At 61.7% G+C, this 23,673-nt stretch carries 20 protein-coding genes; 9 read left to right on the top strand and 11 right to left on the bottom strand.

Annotated elements, in window-relative coordinates; translation table 11 throughout:
* Nucleotides 1-2: 2 nt before the first annotated feature.
* The 5 genes from P3M64_RS12405 to P3M64_RS12385 all read right to left on the bottom strand — a co-directional run bounded on the left by P3M64_RS12405 (nucleotide 3) and on the right by P3M64_RS12385 (nucleotide 6,564).
* Nucleotides 3-887 (bottom strand): type 1 glutamine amidotransferase, encoded by an 885-nt coding sequence (locus P3M64_RS12405; protein ID WP_132938406.1) that lies wholly within the window; start codon nucleotides 885-887, stop codon nucleotides 3-5.
* Nucleotides 888-891: 4 nt separating this feature from the next.
* Nucleotides 892-2,061 (bottom strand): iron-containing alcohol dehydrogenase, encoded by a 1,170-nt coding sequence (locus tag P3M64_RS12400; RefSeq protein ID WP_132938407.1) that lies wholly within the window; start codon nucleotides 2,059-2,061, stop codon nucleotides 892-894.
* 32 nt (nucleotides 2,062-2,093) lie between these two features.
* A complete protein-coding gene (locus P3M64_RS12395) occupies nucleotides 2,094-3,482 on the bottom strand; it encodes an aldehyde dehydrogenase family protein (RefSeq protein ID WP_132938408.1) in 1,389 nt (462 codons plus the stop codon).
* 71 nt (nucleotides 3,483-3,553) lie between these two features.
* The gene (locus P3M64_RS12390; RefSeq protein WP_132938409.1) at nucleotides 3,554-4,924 is read right to left on the bottom strand and encodes a glutamine synthetase family protein; all 1,371 of its coding nucleotides are present in this window, start codon (nucleotides 4,922-4,924) and stop codon (nucleotides 3,554-3,556) included.
* A gap of 128 nt (nucleotides 4,925-5,052) precedes the next feature.
* Nucleotides 5,053-6,564 (bottom strand): amino acid permease, encoded by a 1,512-nt coding sequence (locus P3M64_RS12385; RefSeq protein WP_132938410.1) that lies wholly within the window; start codon nucleotides 6,562-6,564, stop codon nucleotides 5,053-5,055.
* Between the two features lie 495 nt (nucleotides 6,565-7,059).
* On the opposite strand from P3M64_RS12385, the gene P3M64_RS12380 reads away from it, so the two are divergent.
* Nucleotides 7,060-7,917: a MurR/RpiR family transcriptional regulator gene (locus P3M64_RS12380; protein WP_132938411.1), complete on the top strand. Its 858-nt coding sequence runs from the start codon at nucleotides 7,060-7,062 to the stop codon at nucleotides 7,915-7,917.
* 9 nt (nucleotides 7,918-7,926) lie between these two features.
* Here P3M64_RS12380 and P3M64_RS12375 read toward each other — a convergent pair whose 3' ends face one another.
* The gene (locus P3M64_RS12375; protein ID WP_276157032.1) at nucleotides 7,927-8,721 is read right to left on the bottom strand and encodes a DeoR/GlpR family DNA-binding transcription regulator; all 795 of its coding nucleotides are present in this window, start codon (nucleotides 8,719-8,721) and stop codon (nucleotides 7,927-7,929) included.
* A 16-nt stretch (nucleotides 8,722-8,737) separates the two neighbouring features.
* Entirely contained in the window at nucleotides 8,738-9,610 is an 873-nt protein-coding gene (locus P3M64_RS12370; protein WP_132938412.1) for a type 1 glutamine amidotransferase, read from the bottom strand.
* Nucleotides 9,611-10,375: 765 nt separating this feature from the next.
* Here P3M64_RS12370 and P3M64_RS12365 point away from each other — a divergent pair.
* The 5 genes from P3M64_RS12365 (at nucleotide 10,376) to P3M64_RS12345 (ending at nucleotide 15,283) form a co-directional block, all read left to right on the top strand.
* Nucleotides 10,376-11,449 carry an extracellular solute-binding protein gene (locus P3M64_RS12365; RefSeq protein WP_243644729.1) on the top strand — a complete coding sequence of 358 codons (1,074 nt, stop codon included), beginning with the start codon at nucleotides 10,376-10,378 and terminating at the stop codon, nucleotides 11,447-11,449.
* 138 nt (nucleotides 11,450-11,587) lie between these two features.
* Nucleotides 11,588-12,721, top strand: a complete 1,134-nt coding sequence (locus tag P3M64_RS12360) for an ABC transporter ATP-binding protein (protein WP_132938414.1) — start codon at nucleotides 11,588-11,590, stop codon at nucleotides 12,719-12,721.
* Nucleotides 12,718-13,581: an ABC transporter permease gene (locus tag P3M64_RS12355; protein WP_132938415.1), complete on the top strand. Its 864-nt coding sequence runs from the start codon at nucleotides 12,718-12,720 to the stop codon at nucleotides 13,579-13,581. Before P3M64_RS12360 ends, P3M64_RS12355 begins: the two co-directional genes overlap by 4 nt.
* Nucleotides 13,582-13,592: 11 nt before the next feature.
* A complete protein-coding gene (locus P3M64_RS12350; RefSeq protein ID WP_132938416.1) occupies nucleotides 13,593-14,453 on the top strand; it encodes an ABC transporter permease in 861 nt (286 codons plus the stop codon).
* 125 nt (nucleotides 14,454-14,578) lie between these two features.
* Nucleotides 14,579-15,283, top strand: coding sequence for a glycerophosphodiester phosphodiesterase family protein (locus P3M64_RS12345; protein ID WP_276157031.1), 705 nt, complete (start codon nucleotides 14,579-14,581; stop codon nucleotides 15,281-15,283).
* On the opposite strand, the gene P3M64_RS12340 is transcribed toward P3M64_RS12345, so the two are convergent.
* The 3 genes from P3M64_RS12340 to P3M64_RS12330 all read right to left on the bottom strand — a co-directional run bounded on the left by P3M64_RS12340 (nucleotide 15,259) and on the right by P3M64_RS12330 (nucleotide 19,571).
* Complete coding sequence (locus tag P3M64_RS12340) at nucleotides 15,259-16,869, bottom strand: glutamate synthase-related protein (RefSeq protein WP_132938418.1); 1,611 nt, start codon at nucleotides 16,867-16,869, stop codon at nucleotides 15,259-15,261. The two genes, P3M64_RS12345 and P3M64_RS12340, sit on opposite strands and share 25 nt — an antisense overlap.
* Nucleotides 16,870-17,088: 219 nt before the next feature.
* Nucleotides 17,089-18,381: a DEAD/DEAH box helicase gene (locus P3M64_RS12335; RefSeq protein WP_132938419.1), complete on the bottom strand. Its 1,293-nt coding sequence runs from the start codon at nucleotides 18,379-18,381 to the stop codon at nucleotides 17,089-17,091.
* A 266-nt stretch (nucleotides 18,382-18,647) separates the two neighbouring features.
* Nucleotides 18,648-19,571: a LysR substrate-binding domain-containing protein gene (locus P3M64_RS12330; RefSeq protein WP_132938420.1), complete on the bottom strand. Its 924-nt coding sequence runs from the start codon at nucleotides 19,569-19,571 to the stop codon at nucleotides 18,648-18,650.
* Between the two features lie 193 nt (nucleotides 19,572-19,764).
* Between P3M64_RS12330 and P3M64_RS12325 the strand changes: the two genes are divergently transcribed.
* The 3 genes from P3M64_RS12325 (at nucleotide 19,765) to P3M64_RS12315 (ending at nucleotide 23,192) form a co-directional block, all read left to right on the top strand.
* The gene (locus tag P3M64_RS12325) at nucleotides 19,765-20,748 is read left to right on the top strand and encodes a DMT family transporter (RefSeq protein WP_132938421.1); all 984 of its coding nucleotides are present in this window, start codon (nucleotides 19,765-19,767) and stop codon (nucleotides 20,746-20,748) included.
* Nucleotides 20,749-20,868: 120 nt separating this feature from the next.
* Nucleotides 20,869-21,771: a metallophosphoesterase family protein gene (locus P3M64_RS12320; RefSeq protein ID WP_132938422.1), complete on the top strand. Its 903-nt coding sequence runs from the start codon at nucleotides 20,869-20,871 to the stop codon at nucleotides 21,769-21,771.
* On the top strand, nucleotides 21,768-23,192 hold the full coding sequence (locus P3M64_RS12315) for an SLC5/6 family protein (protein ID WP_132938423.1): 1,425 nt from the start codon (nucleotides 21,768-21,770) through the stop codon (nucleotides 23,190-23,192). Before P3M64_RS12320 ends, P3M64_RS12315 begins: the two co-directional genes overlap by 4 nt.
* Nucleotides 23,193-23,223: 31 nt before the next feature.
* Here P3M64_RS12315 and arfB read toward each other — a convergent pair whose 3' ends face one another.
* Nucleotides 23,224-23,649, bottom strand: a complete 426-nt coding sequence (arfB, locus tag P3M64_RS12310; protein ID WP_132938424.1) for an alternative ribosome rescue aminoacyl-tRNA hydrolase ArfB — start codon at nucleotides 23,647-23,649, stop codon at nucleotides 23,224-23,226.
* Between the last annotated feature and the right edge of the window lie 24 nt (nucleotides 23,650-23,673).

The following is a 23,673-nucleotide window of genomic DNA, read 5'->3' as shown; positions in this document are numbered from 1 at the left end:
CTCTATCGGGGATAGACGGCGGCTTCGTCGCCGATCACCTTGACGGCGATCCAATTGCGCAGTTCCGCCATACGCCGCACGGGGTCGAGAACGTCGATCCCGATCCGCATTTTTTGCGCTAGGGCCGCGTCTTCGGGGTTACCGTCGAGTTCGAACAGGCCATCTATGTAGGTCTCAAGTTCCCGCGCATCGCCAAAAAATCCCTCATCGATCAAACGCGACCCGTAACGCTGATGGACGCGGGCGATTTCGGCCAAATCGAATTCGGGGTGATATTGCACCCCCCAAAACGATTTTTTTCCTTGGCGAATATCCATGCCCTGAATGGCCGAGACCGCGTTTGCGGCCAGAACCACACCGCCCGGCGGCGCGGTCTCGATCTCGTCTAGATGCACGGTGATGGCGTCGAAGGGACCCGGTTTCCCCCGGTACATCGGGTGCCCCCGCCCGATGTCGGTCAAGGTGATGGCGCGACCGATGCCGATCTCGCGGCCCTTGGGGTTGGCCCGCACCACGCCGCCCAAGGCCGCGGTCATCACCTGAAGACCCCAACAACTTCCGAAAACGGGCGCCGCGCTGTCGAACGCGGCGCGGGCGAATTCAATCTGGGCTTCGACCTCGGGGCCGCCGGCATAGACATTGAGCGCCGATCCCGTCCACACGATGGCGTCGAAATCCTCCAGCGCGACCCCGACGGGCAGGCACCCCGCGCCGTTGTCCGCCGGGGCGACGACGACGCACCGCGCCACCCGTCCCAGGTCTCCACAAAGCCCTTGCAGAACGCGCGCGTACGCCTTGCCCGTGCCGACCCCGCCCAAGGCGCGGCTACGGTCGTTGACGGCCTCGGTATTGCCGTCGAAAACCAGGAAGGCGAGGGGCGAGACCATTCCCCTAGCCCAGATCGCCGGACACGGCCTTGCGGAAAATATCGCCATAACCGGCGGCACCGATGGCGATCGGATTGCCCCCCGCCGAAGGATCGGCGGCGGCCATTGCCCCGATGTCGTCGGCGCGCCCGGCGTCGAGGCCGATGTCCTTCAGGGCGTTCGCGATTCCCAGGGTCTTGCGGAACTCCAGGGCCCACTGGAAAACGCCGTCGAAATCGGCCCGATCCAGCCCCAGGACCCGCCCGACGAGCCCCATCCGGGGCGCGATCGCCGCCCGATTGGCGCGCATCACGTAGGGCAGTAAAATGGCGTTGGCGAGGCCGTGATGGGTGTCGTATACCGCCCCGATCGGATGGGCCAGGGCATGGACGCCGCCCAGGCCCTTTTGAAACGCGACCGCGCCCATCGACGCCGCCGCCAACATGTCGGCGCGCGCGACCACGTCGGCGCCGTCGGCATAGGCTCTGGGCAGGGCGCCCGCAATCAGACGCATGCCTTCCAGGGCGATGCCTTCGGCCATCGGATGGTATCCGGGGGCGCAGTAAGCCTCGAAACAGTGCACGAAGGCATCGATCCCGGTGGCCGCGGTGACATGGGCGGGCAGACCCACCGTCAACTCGGGATCGGAAATCACGATCCCCGGCATCATCCGGGGATGGAAAATGATCTTTTTTCGATGCCCGTCCTCGTCGGTAATCACGCTGGCCCGACCGACTTCCGATCCGGTGCCCGCCGTGGTCGGCACCGCGACCACGGGGACCATACCGTCTTCGTTGACGCGCAGCCAGTTATCGCCCTCATCGACGAAATCCCACAACGGGCGATCCTGGCCGACCATCAGGGCCACCGCCTTGGCGGCGTCCAGGGCGCTGCCGCCGCCGAAGGCGATAACGCCGTCATGCCCGCCGTCGCGAAAGGCCGCCACGCCGTCCTCAACATTTTTGCCGACCGGGTTGCCCTTGACCTCGGCGAACAGGCCCGTCGGCAGGCCCGCCGCCGCGTTGGCCGCGATCGCGGCGGCGATCATCGGCAGGTCCCTCAGGCCCCGGTCGGTAATCAGCAGGGGCCGGCGTATGCCCAGCGCCGCGCAACTGTCGGCCAATTGGGCGATCGTCCCCGGTCCAAATGTGATCTTGGTCGGAAAATTCCAGTTTCCCGCAATAATTTTCGTCATTTTCGTAGCGCCTTCAAAAAGAAATCCCACACTTAAATCTTGGTGCGGAAGTTGAAACTCATTGGCCGGGTGAGGCTTTCATAGCCGATCTGGGACAGCGTGCATCCGCGGCCCGAATTCTTGACCCCGGTCCACGCCAGGGCGGGGTCCAGATAATCGCAGCGGTTCATGTACACGGTGCCGGTTTCGACCCGCCCCGCCAGCGCCAGCGCCGCATCCTCGTCCTCGGTCCACAGCGATGCGGTAAGGCCGAATTCGCTATCGTTCATCAGGGCGAGCGCCTCGTCGTCACCGCCGACCTTCATGATCCCGACCACGGGACCGAACGATTCCTCGGCCATCACGCGCATGGTGTGATCGACATCGACCAGGACCTGGGGCGCCATGTAGGGGGTGTCCGGTCGGTCGGCGGGGAACGCGGCGGGGTCGATCAGGGCCTTCGCCCCGGCCGCGACGGCCTCGGCGATTTGGCCGCGAACGAACTGCGCCGACGATGTACGCACCATCGGCCCCAGGTTGGTGTCCGCCTCCAGTGGGTTGCCCAGGCGGTAGGTCCGCGTCAATTCGACGAAGCGCTCGACGAAAGTGTCGTAAACATCCTTGTGCACATAAATCCGTTCGATTCCGCAGCACGATTGGCCGGAATTGAAAAACGATCCGTCCACCAGATTTTCCACCGCATGGGCAAGGTTGGCGTCGGGGCGGACATAGCCCGGATCCTTACCACCCAGCTCCAATCCCGAAGCGATGAAGCGCCCGCCGATCGCCCGCTCAATGGCCGCGCCACCGCCGACCGAGCCGGTGAAGTTGACGCTATCGACCCGGTCGTCGGCGATCAGCGCCTCGGTGTCGGCGTGCGACAGGTGCAGGTATTGGAACACCCCCTCGGGAAGGCCCGCCGCCTTGAACGCTTCGTCGTAGCGTTCGGCGCACAGCGGCGTCTGATGGGAATGCTTCAAAATCACCGTGTTGCCCGCCATCAGGGCCGGAATAACCGCGTTGACCGAGGTCAAATACGGATAGTTCCACGGCGCGATGACGGCGACGACGCCCAACGGCACGCGGCGAATGAAGCGGTTGAAACCTTCTTTTTGCGGCGGAACCACATCGCCCAGGGACTGGGGGGCGATCGCGAGCATATGACGGGCGCGTTCCTCGAACCCCGCCACCTCGCTCGGGGTTTGAGTAACCGGGCGGCCCATCTGCCAGGTCAATTCCCGGGCGATGTCGCCGCCCTTGGCGAGGAAGGCGTCAACCGCCTTGCCGAGCAGTTCCCGGCGGGTCGCAAGCGGGGTTTCGCGCCAGGATTTTTGCGCCGCCTTGGCGCGGCTTAAGGCGTGGTCGATCTCCCGGGGACCGGCGAGATCGCGCTCGACATAAACGCTGCCGTCCACCGGGGATATGGTTTTCAGTGTCGTCATTTTTTACTCGTTTGCATAAAAGCGTTGCACAGGAGGCCTCTCGCGGCGCGAGGGGGCCGATTTCCCGCTTCTTAAATGATTTCGAAGTACCGTTCCATCTCCCAATCGGTGATATGACGGCGAAATTCCCTTTCCTCCCATTCGCGGGTCGCAGCGAAATGCGCGACGAAGGGATCGCCGAACAACTGGCGCGCCGGTTTGGAGGCTTTCAGACGCCGCGCCGCCTCCCACAACGTGTCGGGAAGGTGGAGCTTTTTGGGGAAGGTCTTGTCGTAGGCGTTGCCCGCGACCGGCGCTTCCGGTTGGGTCTGGTTTTGCACCCCCCAAAGACCCGAGGCGATCGCCGCGGCCAGCGCGATATAGGGATTGGCGTCGGCCGCGGCGACGCGGTATTCGACGCGCTGGGATTTTTCGCCGCCCGGGATGACGCGCAGGGCGCAGGTCCGGTTTTCGATCCCCCAGGTCGATTCGGTCGGCGCCCAAAACCCGGGGATCAGGCGCGTGTAGGCGTTGACCGTGGGCGCGATCATCGCCAGGAATTCGGGCATCAGCTTTTGCTGGCCGCCGACGAACCGGCGCTGAACGTCGCTCATGGCGTGATCCTCGGCGGCGTCGTAAAAGGCGTTCTTGCCGGTTTTCTTGTCGGTCAGGGAAATATGAATGTGACCGCTTTGGCCCGGCCAGTCGGGCGACCATTTGGCCATGAAGGTGGCCATCAGGCCGCGCTTTTGCGCCATCACCTTGATGAAGGTTTTGAACAAGGCCGCCTTATCGGCGGCGGCGAGGGCGTCATCGACCGCGATCGCGGCCTCCAGGACGCCGGGGCCGGTTTCTTCGTGAAGCCCCTCCAGACCCATGTCCATCGCCTCGCAGCCGGACAGAATGTCCCGGTAGAGGTCCGAATGCACGGTGTTGCGGACCACCGAATAGCCAAAATAATCCGGCGCGATCGGTTTGAGGTTACGAAAATTTTTCTCGCGCACGGAATCGGGCGTCTCGTCGAAGACGAAAAATTCATATTCGACCCCGGCGTTGACCCGGTAGCCCATCTCGTCGGCCAGGGCGAGGATCCGCTTCAAGGTCCCGCGCGGGCAGATTTCCTCGGCCGCGCCGGAAAATTCTCCGAGGAAAAGCAGCATGTTGTCTTCCCAGGGGATCGCCCGGCAGCTTTCCGGCAGCACCCGCACCGGGGCGTCGGGGTAGCCGGTATGCCAGCCCGTGTAGGTGACGTTGTCATAGAGCTGATCGCGCGAGTCCCATCCCAGGACGACGTCGCAAAAGCCAAAACCGCCTTTCAGAGCCGATTCGAACTTTTTGCGCGACATGTATTTGCCGCGCAAGACGCCATCGACATCGAAAACCCCAACCTTCACATGGTCCAGATTATAGGCGTCCAGCGCCTTAAGGGCGTCCGCCGCCGTTTTGACGTGTCTTGGGTTCATTTTTCGTACGCTCCTGTGCCCGGAGGGGCGCGCCCCTCGCGATGACTGCAATGGTGGGTATGGCGAAGAGGCGCCAAGCGCGGCGGACCGGGATCCCCTCCCCGGTCCGCCGCGGCGACGGCGCGCCATTACTCGATGGCGGTGTGGCCGTAACCTTCCGTCTCCGGATGGCCATGGTGGCCGCCGGTGATCGCGAATTCTTCCTCGGGGGACAGGATCAGTTTATGCCGCCCGACGAAGTAGAAGTAAACCAGTCCCGCGCCGAACCACGCCGCGCATCCGTAAATGCCCGGACGGTAGTCGGGGGTAAAGAACAGAAAAACCAGTGTGATCGCCGCGATCAGCGCGGAGACGATCGCCCCGCCGTTGCCCAGCGGGCTAACATAGGGCCGTTCGATGTCGGGATATTTCTTGCGCAGGATCACGAACGAAATCATCTGCATGACATAGGCGATCACGGCGCCGAACACCGCCATGTTGAGCAACACGCCGCCGACCGGAACGCCGCCGAATATCTTGTCGCCGAACTGGATAATCAGGGCCACCACATAGCCCACGACCGCGCCCAAAACCAACGCCACGTGCGGCGTCTTGCGTTTGCTGTGGGTCACCGACATCCAGTGCGGAAAATAGCCCGCCCGCGACAGCGAATAGATGTTGCGCCCATAAGCGTAAATGATGGTGTGAAAACTGGCGATCAGTCCGGCCACCGCGATCAACGCCAAGAGGGCCGCGCCCGCGCCTTCGCCGAAGATGGTCTTGAAGGCCAGGAACAACGGTTCGGACGATTTGCCGACCACCGCCGCGCCGGGCGCGATGCCGGCGTTGAGGAACAACGTCAGCACCGAGGCGATGATCAGCGTCAGGATGCCGTAAAGCAACCCCTTGGGCATGTCGCGCGCCGGATCGTGGGATTCTTCAGCCGCCAGGGGTAACTGTTCGATCGCCAGATAAAACCACATGGCGAAGGGCAACGCATAAGCGATCCCCATCATCCCCTTGGGCAACCAAGCGCCATGACCCGGATCGGGCGCGACGGTGAGCAGGTTGTCCCAATGGAACAGGGGAATGGCGCCGATCCAAAACACCAACAGGATCAACAGGGCGAGGAAGGTGATGAACACCGAAAACTTGAACGTCAGTTCCACCCCCCAGAAATTGAGACCGACGAAGACGGCATAGGAGACCAGCCACCATACCGGATCGGCGATCTGCACGCCGAACAGATCGTTGAAGATCGCCCCCATGTAACCGCCGATTCCGACCACGATCACCGCCGGGGTGAGCACGTATTCCATGTTTTCGGCAAGCCCCGTGATGAACCCGCCCCACGGCCCCATCGCCGTGCGTCCGAACGAATACGCGCCGCCGGTGTGAGGCAGCGCGGGCGACATTTCGGCCAGGGAATAACACATCCCGATGTACATCACGGCGATGATCACGGTGGCGTACAAAAGGCCGCCGAAGCCGCCCGACGTAAGGCCGAAGTTCCATCCGAAGAAATCGCCGGAAATAACCGCGCCGACCCCCAGCGCCCATAACGACCAAACGCCGGCGTAACGCCGCAAGCCGCGGTTTTCGAAATATCCGTCGTCGGCCTGACGATAGGTCACACTGCCGACTTTCTTTTTATCTGACATGGTCAATCACCCTTCGAGATTACGGGGACGGAAAAATATCTCCGTCCGTATCCAAAGGAGGCCACTGAAATCAGACAGCGCCCCCACCCCTTACGCACCCGAGACCTAACGCCCGAACGCGCGCAAACCGGCACGCCGTTGACGTTCTTTTTTTATGAGAGGCCACTCGATATCGCCGGAAGTAAAGCGCGCCCCCTTTAATTTTTATTTTTTGTGGAACAAACGTTACATTATCTTACTCCGAATACTCAATTGTTTTTTTCATAATGACTTAAATTCAATATGTTACGGTGGGTTTATCATAGACTTTTACACGTCGGCATGGCATGCCGTTATGCGCGCAATACGATTGCAAGGGCCGAATCAAGTTTTCCGATGGCTGTATCTTGACATGAACGAGCGCACCTTTGATTGTTACGTTTGTTACATTTTCGACGCTAAACCTTTAATGCTAGACCTTTTGATGACGCGCAAGACTAAGGAGATCCCTCCGCATTGACGACACATGCCGCGCACACCATCGCCGAACAAATTCATGGCCATTTCGAACGGTTCACCGCTTCGGAACGAAAGCTGGCGCAAATACTCTTGTCCAACTACCCCATTTCAGGACTGAGCACGGTCGCGGATTTCTCATCACAGGCCGGCGTCAGTGCGCCCACGGTCTTGCGTTTCGTAGGGAAATTGGGGTTCTCCGGATACCCACAATTCCAAGCGAAGTTACGCCAGGAATTGGAGGAGCGCCTACGCTCGCCACTCAGTAAAAACCAGCGTCCCGACGCCGTCCATCCGCAAAAACGCGATGGGCTCTTGCCTCAATTTTCCGAAATGGCGAGCGCGAACATTCATGATTCCCTGGAAGGCTTGTCCCCCGCCGAATTTGATCGCGCCGCGGCATTGATCGCCGACACCAAGCGTCCGGTGCATATTTTAGGCGGTCGTTTGAGCGGTGCGCTGGCGCATTATCTGTACGAACACCTACGCACCATTCGTCCGCGCGTACACCAAATATCAGGGCAAAATTCTTTTCTTACCGACCATTTGCTCGACATGGGCAAACGTCACACCCTGGTGGCGTTCGACGTTCGGCGTTATCAAGACGACATCGTACGCTTCGCCCAAACCGCGCACCAACAGGGCGTCAACGTCGTCCTCGTCACCGACCAGTGGCTGTCTCCGATCGCCCGCTTCGCCAAGCACATTTTTCCGTTGCGCATCGAGACCGGCACCACGTGGGATAGCGCCGCTGCGATCGTGGTCTTCATCGAAGCCCTGTTGGAAGCGACCGGGCAAAAAAACTGGCAAAGCACCCGCAGGAGAATCGAACAGTTGGAGCACCTACGCGACGGTTAGGCCGCCGCGCTACGAAGCATCCGCGACATAAACCGCCGTCTGCGCGCGGGCGAAAACCTCGGCCATCGCCGTGGACAGCGGCCTGTCGGTGAACAGGGCGTCGATTTGCGCGATGTGCCCCAGGCGGACCATCGGGCTGCGTTCGAACTTGCTGTGATCGGCCACCAGATAGACCCGGCGGGCATTGTTGACGATCGCCTGGGCGACGCGGACCTCCTGGTAGTCGAAATCCAAAAGCGCGCCGTCGGCGTCGATCCCGGAAATCCCGATGATCGCGCAATCGACCTTAAATTGGTTGATGAAGTCCATTGTCGCCTCGCCGATAATGCCGCGATCGCGCGTCCGCACCACGCCGCCGGCGACGATGACCTCGAAACGCGGCCGCGCCGAAAGAATGGTGGCGACGTTCAGATTGTTGGTGATGATTCTCAGGCTTTGATGGGCTTTGAGGTGCCGCGCCACCTCCTCGGTGGTGGTGCCGATATTGACGAACAGCGACGCCCGGTCGGGAATGTGCGCCGCCACCATTTTAGCGATGCGCTGCTTTTCCTTTAAAAACATGACCTGTCGGGTGTCGTAGGACATGTTTTCGACACTTGAGGACACCCCCGCCCCACCGTGGTAGCGGTGCAAGATACCCCGTTCGCACAACACGTTAATGTCGCGGCGCACGGTCTGGGCGGTGACCTTGAAATGGCGCGCCATGGCCTCGATGGCGACGAAGCCGCGGCGGCGGGCGAGATCGAGCATTTCGCGCTGGCGCGCGTTCAACCCGGGATCCTCGCCGGAGGGCATACGGTTCATTTCACGCCCCCTCCGTTCAACGTCGCATCGCCGGGATCACCAGATGTTCGATCCAGTTCCGGGTTTCGATTTGGCGGATATCGGCGTTGAGCACATCGTCGTCGAGGCCCAATTCCCACGCAATGTCGCCGCGCGCGGGGTCGCCGTGCAGGGTGTCGAGCCGCTCGATATAGGCCTTCGCCGCCGCATCGCCGGAGAAAAACCCTGCCTTGACCAGAACCTTGGCGCGGCACTGGGTCAGCCGGGCCATCTGGCGCAGATCGTATTCGGGGTGATATTGGACGCTCCAGAACGTCCCCCGGGCGTAATTGACGCTGACCGCCTGAACCCGGGTGAAGGCGTTGCTCGCCAACACCTGCGTTCCCGGCGCAACGTGCGTGATCTCGTCAACATGGCTGATAAAGCCGTCGAAGACCGAGGGCTTGCCCACATACATCGGATGGGCCCGGCCTTCCGCCGTCAGCGCAATCTTACGCGCCACGCCCATCTCCCGTCCGCGTGGGTTGGCGGCGACGCTTCCCCCCGCGGCGACGACCGCGATTTGCGCCGCCCAGCAACTGCCGAACGACGGCACGCCGGCCGCGAAGGCGGCGCGCGCCAGGGTGATTTGGCGATGAACCCGGGGATCGTCATCGTAAACGTTCAGCGAGCAACCCGTCCACGCCACGCCGTCGTAATCGCCGATCGCCGCCCCCGAAGGAAGCGCGGCGTCGGGGTCCGAGGGAAAGAGGACCTCCGTCGCCACGCCCGGATGGCAGCGGCGGAGCATAGCGACGTACAGCTCCGCCGCCACGGTCATGGCGCATTCGGTTAATTCGGCGCGGTGGTCCTTCGGATAGCCATCGACCACCAGTATCCGGGGGGGCTTTATTTTTGGTAATGCCGTCATTTCGTCCTCTGGTTATCCACCGGATTGACCCGGGCGCGTTTTTTTCCCGTACGACGGACGGCGGGACGTTTTCCGCGAATCGCCCTATTCCACCTCGTCCTCTTATTCGTTTGCGAATATTTCGGATAACCTGAAAAAAATCAATGTGTTTCATGCCGCTAACGATATCACCGTTTTTTTTATTTAACGTCGCGCCGCCCGAGCCGTTCACTTTCGAAAATTTTCCGCGCGCCGGAGCGGAAAATTTGCTGTTGCCAAAGAAAAACGCCCTTACTACTGTGCAAACAAGGGCGACGACGACCCGTCACCCATCCGGCGCTCGTCCGGGGTGAACACACGTATTTTAAGGGGGGAGATCGTGGTTCCGGGGGTTTCGGCGGCTGTAATAGATAATTCAGCGATCTCTGCGAAACCGTCATATCTACGAAACATTTCTTCCTTATACACGCCTCGTCCGGATGTTCGCAAAGCAACATCCCCGTGCTTGCCTGGCCCGATGGGTGGGCGAAGGCGGCGGGGGAACGCGGCGCGATGGCGAAGGTCGTCCCGGTGAAACCCGGTTTTGAAGAAGCAGGGCTTTCGATGACATGAACAGATACCGAGGCATGAACGGAGATTGGGATAGCGCCGGTGCGCTTTCGGACGCGAAAAAATTGAAAAAGGGGGCGTAGACATACACATCATCGCCCCACTATTCACACAGCCCATCACATAGCCCAAAAATTCACGTACCCCTAAATTTACATACCCATGGAGAATTCCAACATGTTGAACAGAACGAAAATGATTGCAGGCCTGATCGCCGGCGTCGGCATCGCCCTTAGTGCGGGCGGCGCTCAGGCGGAAACCTTGCGTCTGCTGACGTGGGGTGGATACGCCCCCGAGAAAGTGGTGCAGATGTTCAAGGCCGAAACCGGCATCGACGTCCAGGTCACCAATTCCAACAACGAGGAGATGATCTCCAAGTTGCGCGCCACCGGCGGGGCCGGGTTCGATCTGGTTCAACCGTCGCAGGACCGCATCTCCGGCGCCCAGGGCGATTTCAACATCTACAAGCCGATCGACCTGTCCAAGATCGACACGTCGCTGTTCATCCCTTCGCTTCTGGAAGGCACCAAAAAGAACACCACCTATAACGGCAAGGTCTATGGCGTTCCCGACGTCTGGGGCACCAGCGCCCTGACGGTCAACGTCAAGAAAGCGCCCGACGTCAAGGATTACACCGACCTGTGCGATCCCAAATACGCCGGAAAGGTGTCGTACCGCCTGAAACGTCCGACCCTGATCGCCTTCGCCTTCGCCATGGGGATGGATCCGTTCGCCGCGTACAACGACAGCTCCAAATACAAAGTGATCATGGAAAAGGTCGAAAAGAAGCTGATTTCCTGCAAGTCCAATGTCAAAGCCTATTGGTCCGGCGGCGACGCCCTGCTTAACCTGATGCGTTCGGGCGAAGTCGTGGCCGCCATGGCTTGGGACGGCTCGGGCTGGAAATTGAGCGCGGAAAACCCCGACATTCAGACCATCGCGCCGAAATCGGGCGCCCTGGGTTGGGTCGATACCTTCGCCCTGCCGCGCAAGACCAAGAACGAAAGCGCCGCCTACAAGTGGATCAACTTCGTGATGCAGCCCAAGATCGCGGCGATGGTGACCGCCGCCGCCGGCAACTTCACCGCGTCCAAGGGTTCGGACGCCTATGTCGAAGCCAGCAAACGCGCGCTGTATCAGAAGACCTTCCCGCCCGCCGCCATCGACAACATCAAATGGTACCCGCCGGTGCCCTCCGGTCTTGAAGATATGGAAGGCAAGGTTCTCGACCACGTGAAAGCCGCCAAGTAAGGCCGATCGAACACGAAGGGGCGCCCGGGATCAATTCTCCGGGCGCCCCTTGCGCATTTTCACAATCGCGATTGTTTTTTCAAGCGTCCGCGATCAGGGGTATCCCGACCCAACGATTTTACGGAGAATATAGGCGGCATGATGGCCAACGCAGACACCCCGGCTCTCGATCTTGAGTGTCACAACCTCACCAAGACCTTCGGGGATTTCCTCGCCGTGGACGATGTCTCCTTCTCCGTCCCCAGCGGCGCGTTCTTTTCCATTCTGGGGCCCTCGGGATGCGGTAAGACAACCCTTTTGCGCATGCTTGCGGGCTTTTTGGAGCCGACGTCGGGCGATATCGCGATCAAGGGGCAATCCATGCTGGGCGTCGCCCCCAACAAACGCCCCGTCAATATGGTGTTCCAGCATCTCGCCCTGTTTCCGATGATGACGGTGGGCGAAAACATCGCCTATGGCCTAAAGCGACGCGGAACGCCGAAGCGGGAGATTCCCACCCTGGTTCGGGACGCCCTGGAGCGCGTTAACCTGCCCGACGCCATCGACAAAAAGATCGACCAGCTTTCCGGCGGACAGAAACAGCGCATCGCCATCGCCCGATGCATGGTGTTGAACCCGGCTGTGCTGTTGCTTGACGAACCTTTGGGCGCGCTCGACCTGAAGCTGCGCGAACACATGAAGATCGAACTCAAGCAATTGCAAAGCCAATTCGGCACCACCTTCATGTACATCACCCACGATCAGTCCGAAGCCTTGGTGATGTCCGATCAGGTGGCGATCATGAACAAGGGTCGCTTCGAGCAGATCGGCACCCCACAGGAATTGTACTATCACCCCAAGACGGCCTTCGTCGCCGGCTTCGTCGGCGACAGCGACCGCTGGCGCGGCGCGGTCGAAAGCGCGGACGGCACAGGCGTGCGGGTGTCCACGAAAGACGGTATTTCCCTGCTGGCGACCCCGGCGGGCGGCATGGCTTTAAGCGTCGGTCAACAGGTCGATATTTTCGTCCGCCCCGAAGCGGTGATCATTTCCCAGGAAAGCGCGCGCATCCAGGATTTGGAAAACCGGCTCAACGGTACCGTCGTCAACCTGCTGTTCAACGGCGCCAACAGCCGAGCTTTGGTGCGCGACGAGAAAACCGGTGGCGAGCTTACCGTCGCCCTTCCCCAAACGGGAGAATTCAGCACCCTAAGGCGCGGGCAAACGGTCTATCTGGGATGGATGCACGACAAAGCGCTGGCCTTTGCGGTGAGCGGCGAGGATCAGCCATGAAAGCCTCAACCACGGGGAAGTTGAGCATTTACCTGTTGTTGGCCCCCTTGGCGGTGTGGCTGTTCACGCTGATCATCCTGCCCCACATCGACATGTTCCTGATTTCTCTGCATGAAAGGGTCGCGCCCCGGGTTTATCGGACGAGCCTCGCCAATTACGCCGAATTTTTCAATGAACCTTTGTATTGGCGCACCTTCGCGCGCACCGCGATCATGTCGATCGTGGCGACCGCGATCACCCTGGTCGTCGCCTTCCCGATTTCGTATTACATCGCGAAAATGCTGCGCGGACGCCTGAAGGCGGTGTTGTTTCTGTTGTGTCTGGTGCCGTTTTGGGTCAGCGAATTGGTGCGCACCTTCGGCTGGATGATTCTGCTGCGTGAATCGGGCATTTTCAGCGCCGTCCTGCAGTGGACGGGCCTGGCCAGCGCCCCGGTGGAAATGCTCTACAACGACGCCACCATCATGTTGGGACTGGTGTACACCTCGATGCTGTTCATGGTGGTGCCTTTGGTGACCACGCTGGACAGCCTCGACGACAGCCTGGTCGAGGCCGGCTACGATCTGGGCGGCAACGGCCTGACCGTGCTTCGCGAGATCATCGTCCCCCACGCCATGCCGGGAATCGTTTCGGGGTGCATCGTGGTGTTCATGCTGACCCTGGGCAATTATCTGACCCCGGTTCTATTGGGCGGCAAGGACAGCATGTGGTTCACCGCGCAGATCTACACCCAGTTCATCACCCGCTTCAATTGGGAACTGGGCTCCGCGTTCGGCTTCCTACTGCTCGGCCTGTCCTCGTTGATCGTCTGGAGCGGCCTCAAGCTCAGCCGCCAGACCCTTTCGGGCACCATGGGTTAGGAGACGCACAGATGATCCCTTCGATTCCCCAACCGAAAAGTTTCCGCGTCCTTTACGGCGCCTATGTCGGCCTCTTTTTCGTCTTCCTGCTTTTGCCGCTGGTCGTCGTCGCCGTGTTCGCCTTCAACGATGCGATGTTTCCCTCGCTGCCGTGGAAAGGCTTCACATTGGACTGGTTTTTCCACCCCAGCGCGCCACACCTGGGGTTGTTTTTCGACAATCGTCTGCTGCGCAGCATCGGCACCTCGTTTTACATCGCCCTTTGGGTCACGTTTTTGACCGTCACCGTCGGCACGACGAACGCCTTCTTGTTCGAGCGCGAGAATTTTCCCTTCAAGAACCTGTTTTACATGCTGATGCTAACGCCCCTGGTGATCCCCGGCGTGATCCTCGGCATTTCAATCTTGATCTTCTCCTCGACCATCGCCAATTGGTTCGATACGACGATGGGTTGGGACTTGGAATTTTTGCGGCCGAGCACGTTCCTGGTCATTCTCGGCCAATTTTCCTTCATCACCACCATCACCACCTTGGTGATCTCGGCGCGGCTGCGTAAATTCGATCTCTCGCTGGAAGAGGCGGCGCTCAATCTCGGCGCATCGAAGCTGAGCGCGATCCGGACGGTGACGATCCCCTACCTGAAGCCGGCGATTGTCGGCGCGGCCATCGTCGCCTTCTTGATGTCGTTCGAGAACTTCAACACCACTCTCATGCTGGTCGGATCGGACCAGCCGCTGACCATCGCCATGTACGGGCGCCTGCGCGAAGGTTCGACGCCGGTGCTCAACGCCTTGTCCTTGATGTTGATGTTGGGTTCGGGCGCGCTCGCCATCCTCAGCGTCTTCGTGCAACGCGGAGAAAAAAACGACTGAACCGCGGCCTGCGCCGCATCCCCTCTTCATCCCCAGTCATGGACCGCCTGTAATGGTTTTACCCTCGCCTTTCTCCCCGCCTGATCGCCCACCGCGGGGCCAGCGCCGACGCCCCGGAAAACACCTTGGCGGCGCTGTCGTTGGCCGCCGACCGGGGGGCGCGGATGATCGAAATGGACGCCACCGTCAGCGCCGACGGCGTCGCCGTCGTCCATCACGATTTCGAACTCGACCGCTGCACCAATGGAACGGGGCCGATCATCCAACATACCTACGAACAACTTCAGGCCCTCGACTGCGGCGCATGGTTCGATAAAAAATACCCGGACGCGCCGGTCAAATTCGCCGGCGAGCCCCTGCCCACGCTCGCCCAGGCGGCGCGTTTAATCCTGGACCGTTCGATGGCCCTCAATCTGGAAATTAAACCGAGCCTAGGCTGGGATGAGCCGACCGCCCGCGTTTGCGCCGAGACGCTCGCTCAAGTGTGGCCCGCGGACGCGCCGATCGTCGTCTCGTCCATGAGCGAGAGGGCGCTCGGCGTCTTCAAGGCGCACGCCCCACAATTTCCCCGCGGCCTGATCACCTACGCGATTCCCGAAAACTGGCGCGAACGGATGACGGACCTGGGCTGTGTCAGCCTGCATTGCAGCCATTTTTTCGCCACCCCCGGCACGATCAGCGAGGTTCAGGACGCGGGGTATAAAATCCTCGCCTACACGGTCAACGACACGGCCGAGGCGAAGCGCCTGTTCGATGACGGCCTGGACGCCGTCTTCACCGATCGGATCGGCGAAATGAACCCCCTTTACGGCGCCGCCGCCCCGGCATAAGGAACCCCCGAGAGCCGCGCCATGTCGCGATCCCAGGTCACCAAATCGTCGATGCCGAACTGATCGAGACGTCGATGCCCGCAGGCGCGCGCCATAACTTTCATCAGGTCGCAAGACGCAGTGAAGAAACGCGCCAGACGTTCGGCGGATTTTTGCACATCCAGGCGCGCGCGCAAGTGGGGCTTTTGGGTCGCGATGCCGACCGGGCAGTTGTTGGTGTGGCATGCCCGCATGGCGATGCATCCGATCGCTTGCATCGCCGCGTTTGACAGCGCCACGGCGTCGGCGCCCAGCGCCAGCGCCTTGACGAAATCCGCCGGGGTACGTAACCCGCCGGTGATCGCCAGAGTGACATCCCGCGCATCGCTGCGGTCGAGATGGCGGCGGGCGCGAGCCAGCGCGGGGATCGTGGGCACCGAAATGTTGTCGCGGAAAATCACCGGCGCCGCGCCCGTGCCGCCGCCGCGGCCATCCAAAATAATATAATCGACGCCCACCTTCAGCGCGGCGTCGATATCCTTTTCGATATGTTGGGCGGACAGCTTGTAGCCGACCGGGACGCCCCCGGTGGCGGCGCGCACCTCGTCGGCGAAATCGCGGTATTGGGAAAGCTCCGTCCAGTCGGCGAAGCGTGGCGGCGAGACGGCGTCCTCGCCGACGGAAAGACCACGGACCTCGGCGATTTTCGCCGTCACCTTGCTTCCCGGCAAATGCCCGCCGGTTCCCGTCTTGGCCCCTTGCCCGCCCTTGAAATGAAACGCCTGACAGCGCGCCACCCTATCCATGGAGAAACCGAACCGCGCCGACGCCAATTCGTAGAAATAGCGCGTGTTGGCGCGCTGTTCTTCATCCAACATGCCCCCTTCGCCGGAACAAATGCCGGTGCCCGCCATCTCGGCGCCGCGCGCCAGGGCCACCTTGGCTTCCTGGGATAGCGCCCCGAAACTCATGTCCGAAACGAACAACGGCATCGCCAGGCGCAGGGGTTTCTTCGCCTTGGGGCCGATCACCGTTTCGCTAATCACCTCCTCGTCGTCGAGCAAGGCCAAGCGCGCCAGTTGCGCCGTCAAAATTTGGATGTCATCCCAACGCGGCAACTGCGTCAACGGCACGCCCATCGCCGCCATCGGCCCGTGCCCGGCGCCTTTAAGGCCGTTTCGCGCCAGGGCGTGGATGTCGCCGACGAAGGGCTCTTCCGGGGTTCCGTGAATATCGGCGTACGCACCAAGATAGGCGTCACGGTTATACGGTTGGGGATTGTCTTCGCGCCAGGCTTCAAGCTCATCGCCGTCAATCCAGACCACGCCACCTTCGCGCCAGGCGTTGAACTTATGCAAGCGTTCCTCGTTGTTGTATTCGCTCACCCCGGACTCCAGGCGAAAATCCCAAAAATGCATGCCGCAAATCAGATTGTCGCCCGAAACCCGACCATCGGCGAGTAATGCGCCCCGATGCGGGCAGCGGCCGTATAAAACGCTGACCGCGTCATCGAAGCGGATCACCACCAGATCCACATCCGACAACAGCGCCGGGTACGGTTCGCGATCTCCTAGGCGGTCCCAATCGACAACTTTCAACGCGTTCATGTCATCCCTTCCTCTCGCTCGCACCCATGGCGTAAACGCACCGATGGTAGATTTTGCCCCCCGCTGAGACAACACAAAACACATCCGCAAAAGGTGTTTCCATCTCTCTTTAACATCTTGGCGTGTAAAAAAGCCGAAGAAAGCGCAAAAAAAAGAGGGCGGCTAAGCCCCCCTCTTTTCATCTTATTCTTCGCGCCTACAAGCGTATATCACGCAGCCTCAGGCAACTTTCTTAGACCTGCGGCTGGGCGTGGAGGGTTTACCCTTCTGCCACGGCTTTCCGGCATTTTGCTGAGAGCGGGCGTCGGAACGACGTTTTTTGAAGCCGCCTCTCTTTTTCGGTTTCGCCGCCCCGAATCCCGGATCGTTGGCGATCTCGGCGGAATGAAAAGGATGGTCTTCTTCGACCGTCACGCTTTGGCGAATGATTTTTTCGATGCTGCGCAGATAGCCGCGTTCCTCGCCATCGCAAAACGACAGGGCGATGCCGTCGGCTCCGCCGCGCGCCGTGCGGCCGATCCGGTGGACGTAACTTTCCGGGTCGTTCGGCAGCTCGAAGTTGATCACATGAGTGACCCCCTCGACGTCGATGCCCCGGGCCGCGATGTCGGTGGCGACGAGGGCGCGCAAGTGACCGCCGCGGAAGGCGCGCAGGGCGTTTTCACGGGCGCGCTGTGTCTTGTTGCCATGAATGGCGCCCGCTTTGACGCCGCATTGATCGAGGTGCTTGGCGACCCGGTCCGCGCCGTGTTTGGTGCGTGTAAAAATCAGCACCCGGGCAATTTTTTCATCGTCCATAAGGCTGGTCAACAGATCGCGCTTCTTTTGCTTGGCGACGAAAAGGACCCGCTGTTCGACCCGCTCGGCGGTCGTCGCCTGGGCGGCGACCTCGACGCGCACCGGGTCGTTGAGCAACCCTTGCGCCAGGGCGGCGACGGAGGGCGGCATCGTCGCCGAAAACAAAACCGTCTGATGGGCCTTGGGCAACATCGCCGCCATTTTCTTGACGTCGCCGACGAAGCCCATGTCGAGCATGCGGTCGGCTTCATCGAGGATAAACGTTTCGACCCCGTTCAGGCGCACGTTGCGCTGATTGATATGGTCGAGCAGGCGTCCCGGCGTGGCGACGAGGATGTCCACGCCGCGTTGCAGATCACGTACCTGCGGGCGCATCGGCGCGCCGCCGAAGACCACGGTGTGGAACAGCCGCAAATGGCGGGCATAGGTTTTGATGCAGGCGTCGATCTGGCTGGCCAACTCGCGGGTCGGAGCCAGGATCAAGGCCCTCGGCGCGCCCGAGGTCGGCCGCGCGCCGGATTGAACCAGACGCTGCAGCAGGGGCAGGGCGAACGCCGCGGTCTTGCCGGTTCCGGTCTGGGCGACGCCCAAAAGGTCCTTGCCGGCGAGAAGATAGGGGATCGATTGGGCTTGGATCGGCGTCGGGGCGGTATAGCCCTGGGCGGCGATGGCGCGCTCGATGGGTTCGATCAGGTTAAGATCGGTAAATTTCATATGAACTCTCAGTCTGTCATGGGGACACCGCGCGGCATTCCGCGTGGCAGGTGTGCGATCATAGGGCCGTAGCGACCGCCCATAACCCGCGGGACATCGACAATGATGCCTCCAAACGGTTAACGCCCACAATGCCAGAGAGAAAGAAAGGCAGCGCGTCGCTGCGGCTGCCCAGGACATAAGACGTCAGATCAATCCGACGCAAGGTATAGAGGTTTTGCGAACAATGTCAAGAAATCCCGTAGCGCACGCAAGAGATGCCCTCCTTAGGTCCCGGCGAGCCCGGCAACGTCACGATGCGCACCATATCCCTCTTGCGTGAAAACAACTCCGGCCCCCTCTTGCGTGAAAACAACTCCGGCAATGGCGGCGGCCATCCGTTCGAATACCCCCCGGCACGGCGTTTCGCGCGCGCGCAAGGTCAGATAGACGTCCGCGATATCCGGCAAGCCGTCCGCAAGATCCAACGCTCGAACATCCGGGATGTCGGCAATACTGTCTTTTTTGAGGACGGTAACCCCGAGGCCGCTCTGTACCGCGCTGCGGATCCCCGACCAGTGCGGAATTTCATAGGCGATGCGCCAATCTATCCCCGCCGCCTCCAGTGTGGAAATTGCGCGATTGCGGTAGGCGCAGCCCTGGGGATAGACGACCAACGGCACCGGTCTTTCCCGGTAGTTGAGGCTAAAGCGATCTCCAATCCAGCTCAATTTTTCGGATCCAAACCCCAGCGCATCATTGGGCGTATCCAATTCGTGGGCGATCGAAAGGTCGATCCGACCGCCATCGCGATACCCCCGCAACGCTTCGCTGGGGGCGGACAGGACCTCCAGGCGGATCGCCGGATTGGCGGCGGCGAAGCGGCCCAAAACCTCGGGCAGGCCGACGGCGGCGAAATCCTCGGCCACGCCCAGGCGCACCACCGTGACCTCGCCGTCGCGCCCGACCACGGTCCGCGCTTCCCTATCCAGGGCGACGATCCGCCGGGCATAACCGAGGTAACGTTCGCCGGGATCGCTCAAACGTACCGTCCGGTTGCGCCGGTCGAACAAAACCACGCCCAGTTCTTTTTCCAGGCGGGCGATCTGTTGGCTGATCGTCGATTGGGTGCGGTGCACCCGTTCTTCGGCCTTGGAAAAGCCGCCGCACTCGGCCACCGCGACAAACGTTTTCAGCACATCAATATCCATGGATGATCCTCGACGCTTTGCCCTGGACGCGAGACGGGCGCCATCATGGCGCCCACCGAAAGGGGTCGCCTTCAAATATTCATTTTTCAGATAGTTTACATTCAATCATTTAATTTTCAAATTTATCTTCAATCCCGTATCGTGGGCCACCCCGGCCGCCCGCTGGCCTCAACGCCCAAATCTAAGGTGATCCATGTCTCCAGCCCCACGGCTTTCGAGCGCGCCGTCTCCAAGCACCTTGTCCTCGGGGCGCTATTTCATCTTGATCGTGGCGTTCGTGCTGACCTGGAGTTCGGCCTTCGCCGTCGGCAAACTCTCGGTACAAGTCAGCCCCCCGCTTTTGTTTCTCGGCCTGCGCTTTCTTTTGGCGGGGGGGATTATGCTGACATGGGCGCATCTAAGCGGGCGCATCCCCGATCTGCGCGCCGTTGCCTGGGGGCGGCTCTGCCTGCTGGGGGTTTTGACCCAGGCCGGATACATCGGCCTCGCCTGGGTGGCGATGGAACGGGTGTCCTCGGCGCTGACCGCAATCATCATCAGCACCAACCCCATTTTCATCGCCGCCCTGGCCAAGCCGGTACTGGGCGAGCGCGTGTCCTTCATGCGCGCCTTGGGCCTAGTGCTGGGATTGGCCGGGGTGGCGATTGTCTTACGCCACCGGATCGTGATCTCCGGCGAGGACGCGGGCGGCGTCGCCTTGGTCCTGATCGCCCTCGGCTCGCTGGTCGTGGGGACCTTGATTTACAAAAAATGGTCGCCCCGCTATCCGCTGGCGGTGCTGGTGGGCGGGCAGTTCGTCGGCGCGGGTGCGCTGTTGATGGCTTGTGGCTTGGCGTTCGAAAGCCCGCTCGACATGCAGTTGGGGTTCACCTTCTTCTGGACGTTGGCCTACCATGTTTTCGTCGTTTCCCTGGGGGCGATCGTGCTGTGGTTCTTCCTGCTCGAAAGGATGAGCGCCACCTCGGCCAGCGCCTTTCATTTTTTGATGCCGCCCCTCGGGTTGGCGTTCGGATGGCTGTTCCTCAGGGAACCCGTCGATCCGTCGGAATTGATCGGCATTGTTCCGGTCGCCGTGGGCATTTGGCTGGTCACCCAAGGCGACGCCATCGCCGCCAGGATCATCGCCCGGTCCAGCCTGATCCGTCTGCGCTGGCGCATCAAGCCGCCGAACCCTTGAAAAACGGACCCCCTCGCCTACGCCGGGTCACTTTTGCGTGAGGGGGCTTGTCTGGGGCGCGCCCGGCCCGAATACTGAGCGGGCGTCCCGTCACAACAAACAAGTTTCAACCACCCGCCCATGTCTTCGCAACGGACCGCCGCCGTAACAGAAATTTACTGCACGAACACCGTCCTCGTGTTCGGCGGGCCATACAGCAACCTTCACGCCTGCCGAGCGCTGCTGGACGAAGCCGCCCGGCGCGCCATCCCCCCCCAGCGGATTTTCTGCACCGGCGATGTCGTCGCTTATGGCGCCGACCCGCAGGCCACCGTCGATCTGATCGCCCGTTCGGAGATCCATGTCGTGCAGGGCAACTGCGAATACGCTCTGGGGCAGGACCGCGCCGATTGTGGGTGCGGCTTTCCCGAGGGCGGCGCCTGCGACACGTTGTCCCGGCGCTGGTACGCCTACGCCCGCGCCCGGATATCCGCGGACGCACGCACCTGGATGCGCGCCCTGCCGCCCCGCCTCGATCTTCTCATCGGCGGCGCGCGTCTCGCCGTCGTGCACGCCACCCCTACCAGCCGGAACGCCTTTGTCTATGCCTCCACTCCGGCGCGCGAAAAATATGCCGAAATTCAAAAATCCGGGGCCGATGGCGTGATTGCCGGGCATGGCGGCATTCCCTTTACCCAAATCATCGACGGTCGCCTTTGGCACAATGCCGGTGTCATCGGCCTGCCCGCCAACGACGGGCGGGCCGATGTGTGGTACGCCATACTCGATCCGGACGACGACGGAGGCCTGATGGTCGAGCACCATGCTCTGCGCTATGACGCGGCGACGGCGGCGACGGCGATGCGCGCCGCCGGATTGGGCGAGGATTACGCCGGCGCCCTGGAATCCGGATTGTGGCCAAGCATGGACAGCCTTCCCCAAGGCGAGCGGAAAAACAGGGGCGCCCCCCTGTCCGCACCGCCGACCCGGTGGCGCGCCCCGGCGCCAAACGCCCGCCCCCCGTGGCGAAAGGACTTTCAATGACCTCGGCCAACGCCCTACCCTGGATCGTGCTTGGCGCATACGGCGTTTTGATCTGGATCATCTCTCCCCGGCATGTCGGCGCGGACCAATTTTTCAGCGGTCGGGGCCGCCGCGGCGACGAGCCGGGGTTCTGGCTGTTGGTGGCCAGCGGGGCGATTTCCTGGATTTTCGCCAAATCCATCGCCAATGCCGCGACCCTGGGTCAGGCCTTCGGAATCTGGGGGGGCATCGGATACGCCGCCTATTACCTAAGCTTCGTCGTGGTCGGCGTCACCGTCTATGTCATCCGCACACGGGGCGGATGGGGATCGTTGTCGGAATTTCTGGTGGCGAAATACGGCCCCTTGTGCGCCAAGCTGTTTTTGGCCGCAATCGCGATCCGCCTGTTTAACGAGATCTGGTCCAACACCAAGGTCACGGCGCTGTTCTTTGGCCCTGAAGGCAGCCTTCCCTATTGGATCGCGGTGCTCGCCGTCACCGCCTTCACCTTGTATTATTCGTGGCGCGGCGGCCTGCGCGCCAGCTTGCTGACCGACGGCGCACAAATGATCATGGCGGCGGTCCTCCTCGTGATCGTGCTCGCCGTCGTCGGCCCGGGCCTCGGGCGCACCGGACTGCCCCAAGTCGCCCCGGCGGCGCGGGACGCCGGAATAACTTTTTTCGTCCTCGCCCTGGTGCAGGCGTTATCCTACGGCTTTCACGATCCGGTGATGACCGACCGCGCCTTTATCACCCGCCCCGGTAAAATGTTGCGCGCTTTTATCGTCGCCGGTGTGCTGTCGGGCGGTTTTATTTTCCTGTTTTCGTTCGTCGGCGTCTATGCCCACACCCAGGGCCTCCGGGGCAATCCCGTGGTCGGTGTCGCCGGTTTGCTCGGCCCCGCGATGTTGGTGCTGTTCAACGCCATCATGTTGACCAGCGCCGGTTCGACCATCGATTCGGCCTTCGCCGCCACCGCCAAATTGGGCGCGCGCGACTGGGCCAACGACGACGCCCCGGTGACGCCCCGCCACGCCGATCGCGGACGACGGCTGATGGCGATCATCGCGGTCGTCGGCAACCTGCCCCTGCTCGCCCTCTATCTGGGCGATAAGGCCGGTCCCGCGGTCATCGCCGCGACCACGATCAGCGGCGCCATGGTGATGGGCCTGGCGCCTATCTTTTTACTGTCCTGGGTTAAATCGGCGGGGCGGCTCAGCTTTCACATGGCGTTCTGGCCGGGCGTCGCCCTGGGCGTGGCGCGCGCCGTGGAGACGGCGAGCGGGCGTGCTATCCTGCCCGCCTCGATGACGCTGGGCCAAGGAAAATACGCCCTCGACCTGGGGGTCAACGCCTACGGCCTGCTGCTGTGTACCGCCGGTTTCGTCGCCGGGGCGCTGGTCGCCCGGCAAACGGCGCAACACCGGAAGCTGGCCGCCTGACAAAGGCGGTCCCACGCCCGGCCTTATCGCCTCAAATATCGTCGCGCCCCGGTTTCGCCCGACCTTTTTTGATACCGCCGCGGTGGAGTTTACCTTGCAGGCGACGCGCCTTCGCGGCCTTGCTGGGTTTCGTCGCCCGGCGGTGTTTGCGGGGCGTCATCGCCTGAACGATCAGGTCGCGAAGCCTCTGCAAGGCGTCGATGCGGTTGCGCTCCTGACTGCGAAAACGATCCGAGCCGATCACGATGACGCCCTCCTTGGTCATCCTGCGTCCCGCCAAGACCTTGAGCCGGGCGCGCGCGGCCGAGCCGAGGTCCGCGCATACCCCGACGTTAAAACGCAATTGCACGGCGCTGGAGACCTTGTTGACGTTCTGCCCGCCGGGGCCGGAGGCGCGCACGAACCGCCATTCGATGGCCTCGTCGGGCACGCTTAGCGATGGTGTGATCTCGATCATTGTCCATGCCTAGCACACCCATGA

Origin of the sequence: Varunaivibrio sulfuroxidans (assembly GCF_029318635.1) — a bacterium.
GTDB lineage: Bacteria > Pseudomonadota > Alphaproteobacteria > Rhodospirillales > Magnetovibrionaceae > Varunaivibrio > Varunaivibrio sulfuroxidans.
The sequence above is the reverse complement of the archived record's forward strand: the minus strand, read 5'-3'. Positions and strand labels throughout refer to the sequence as shown.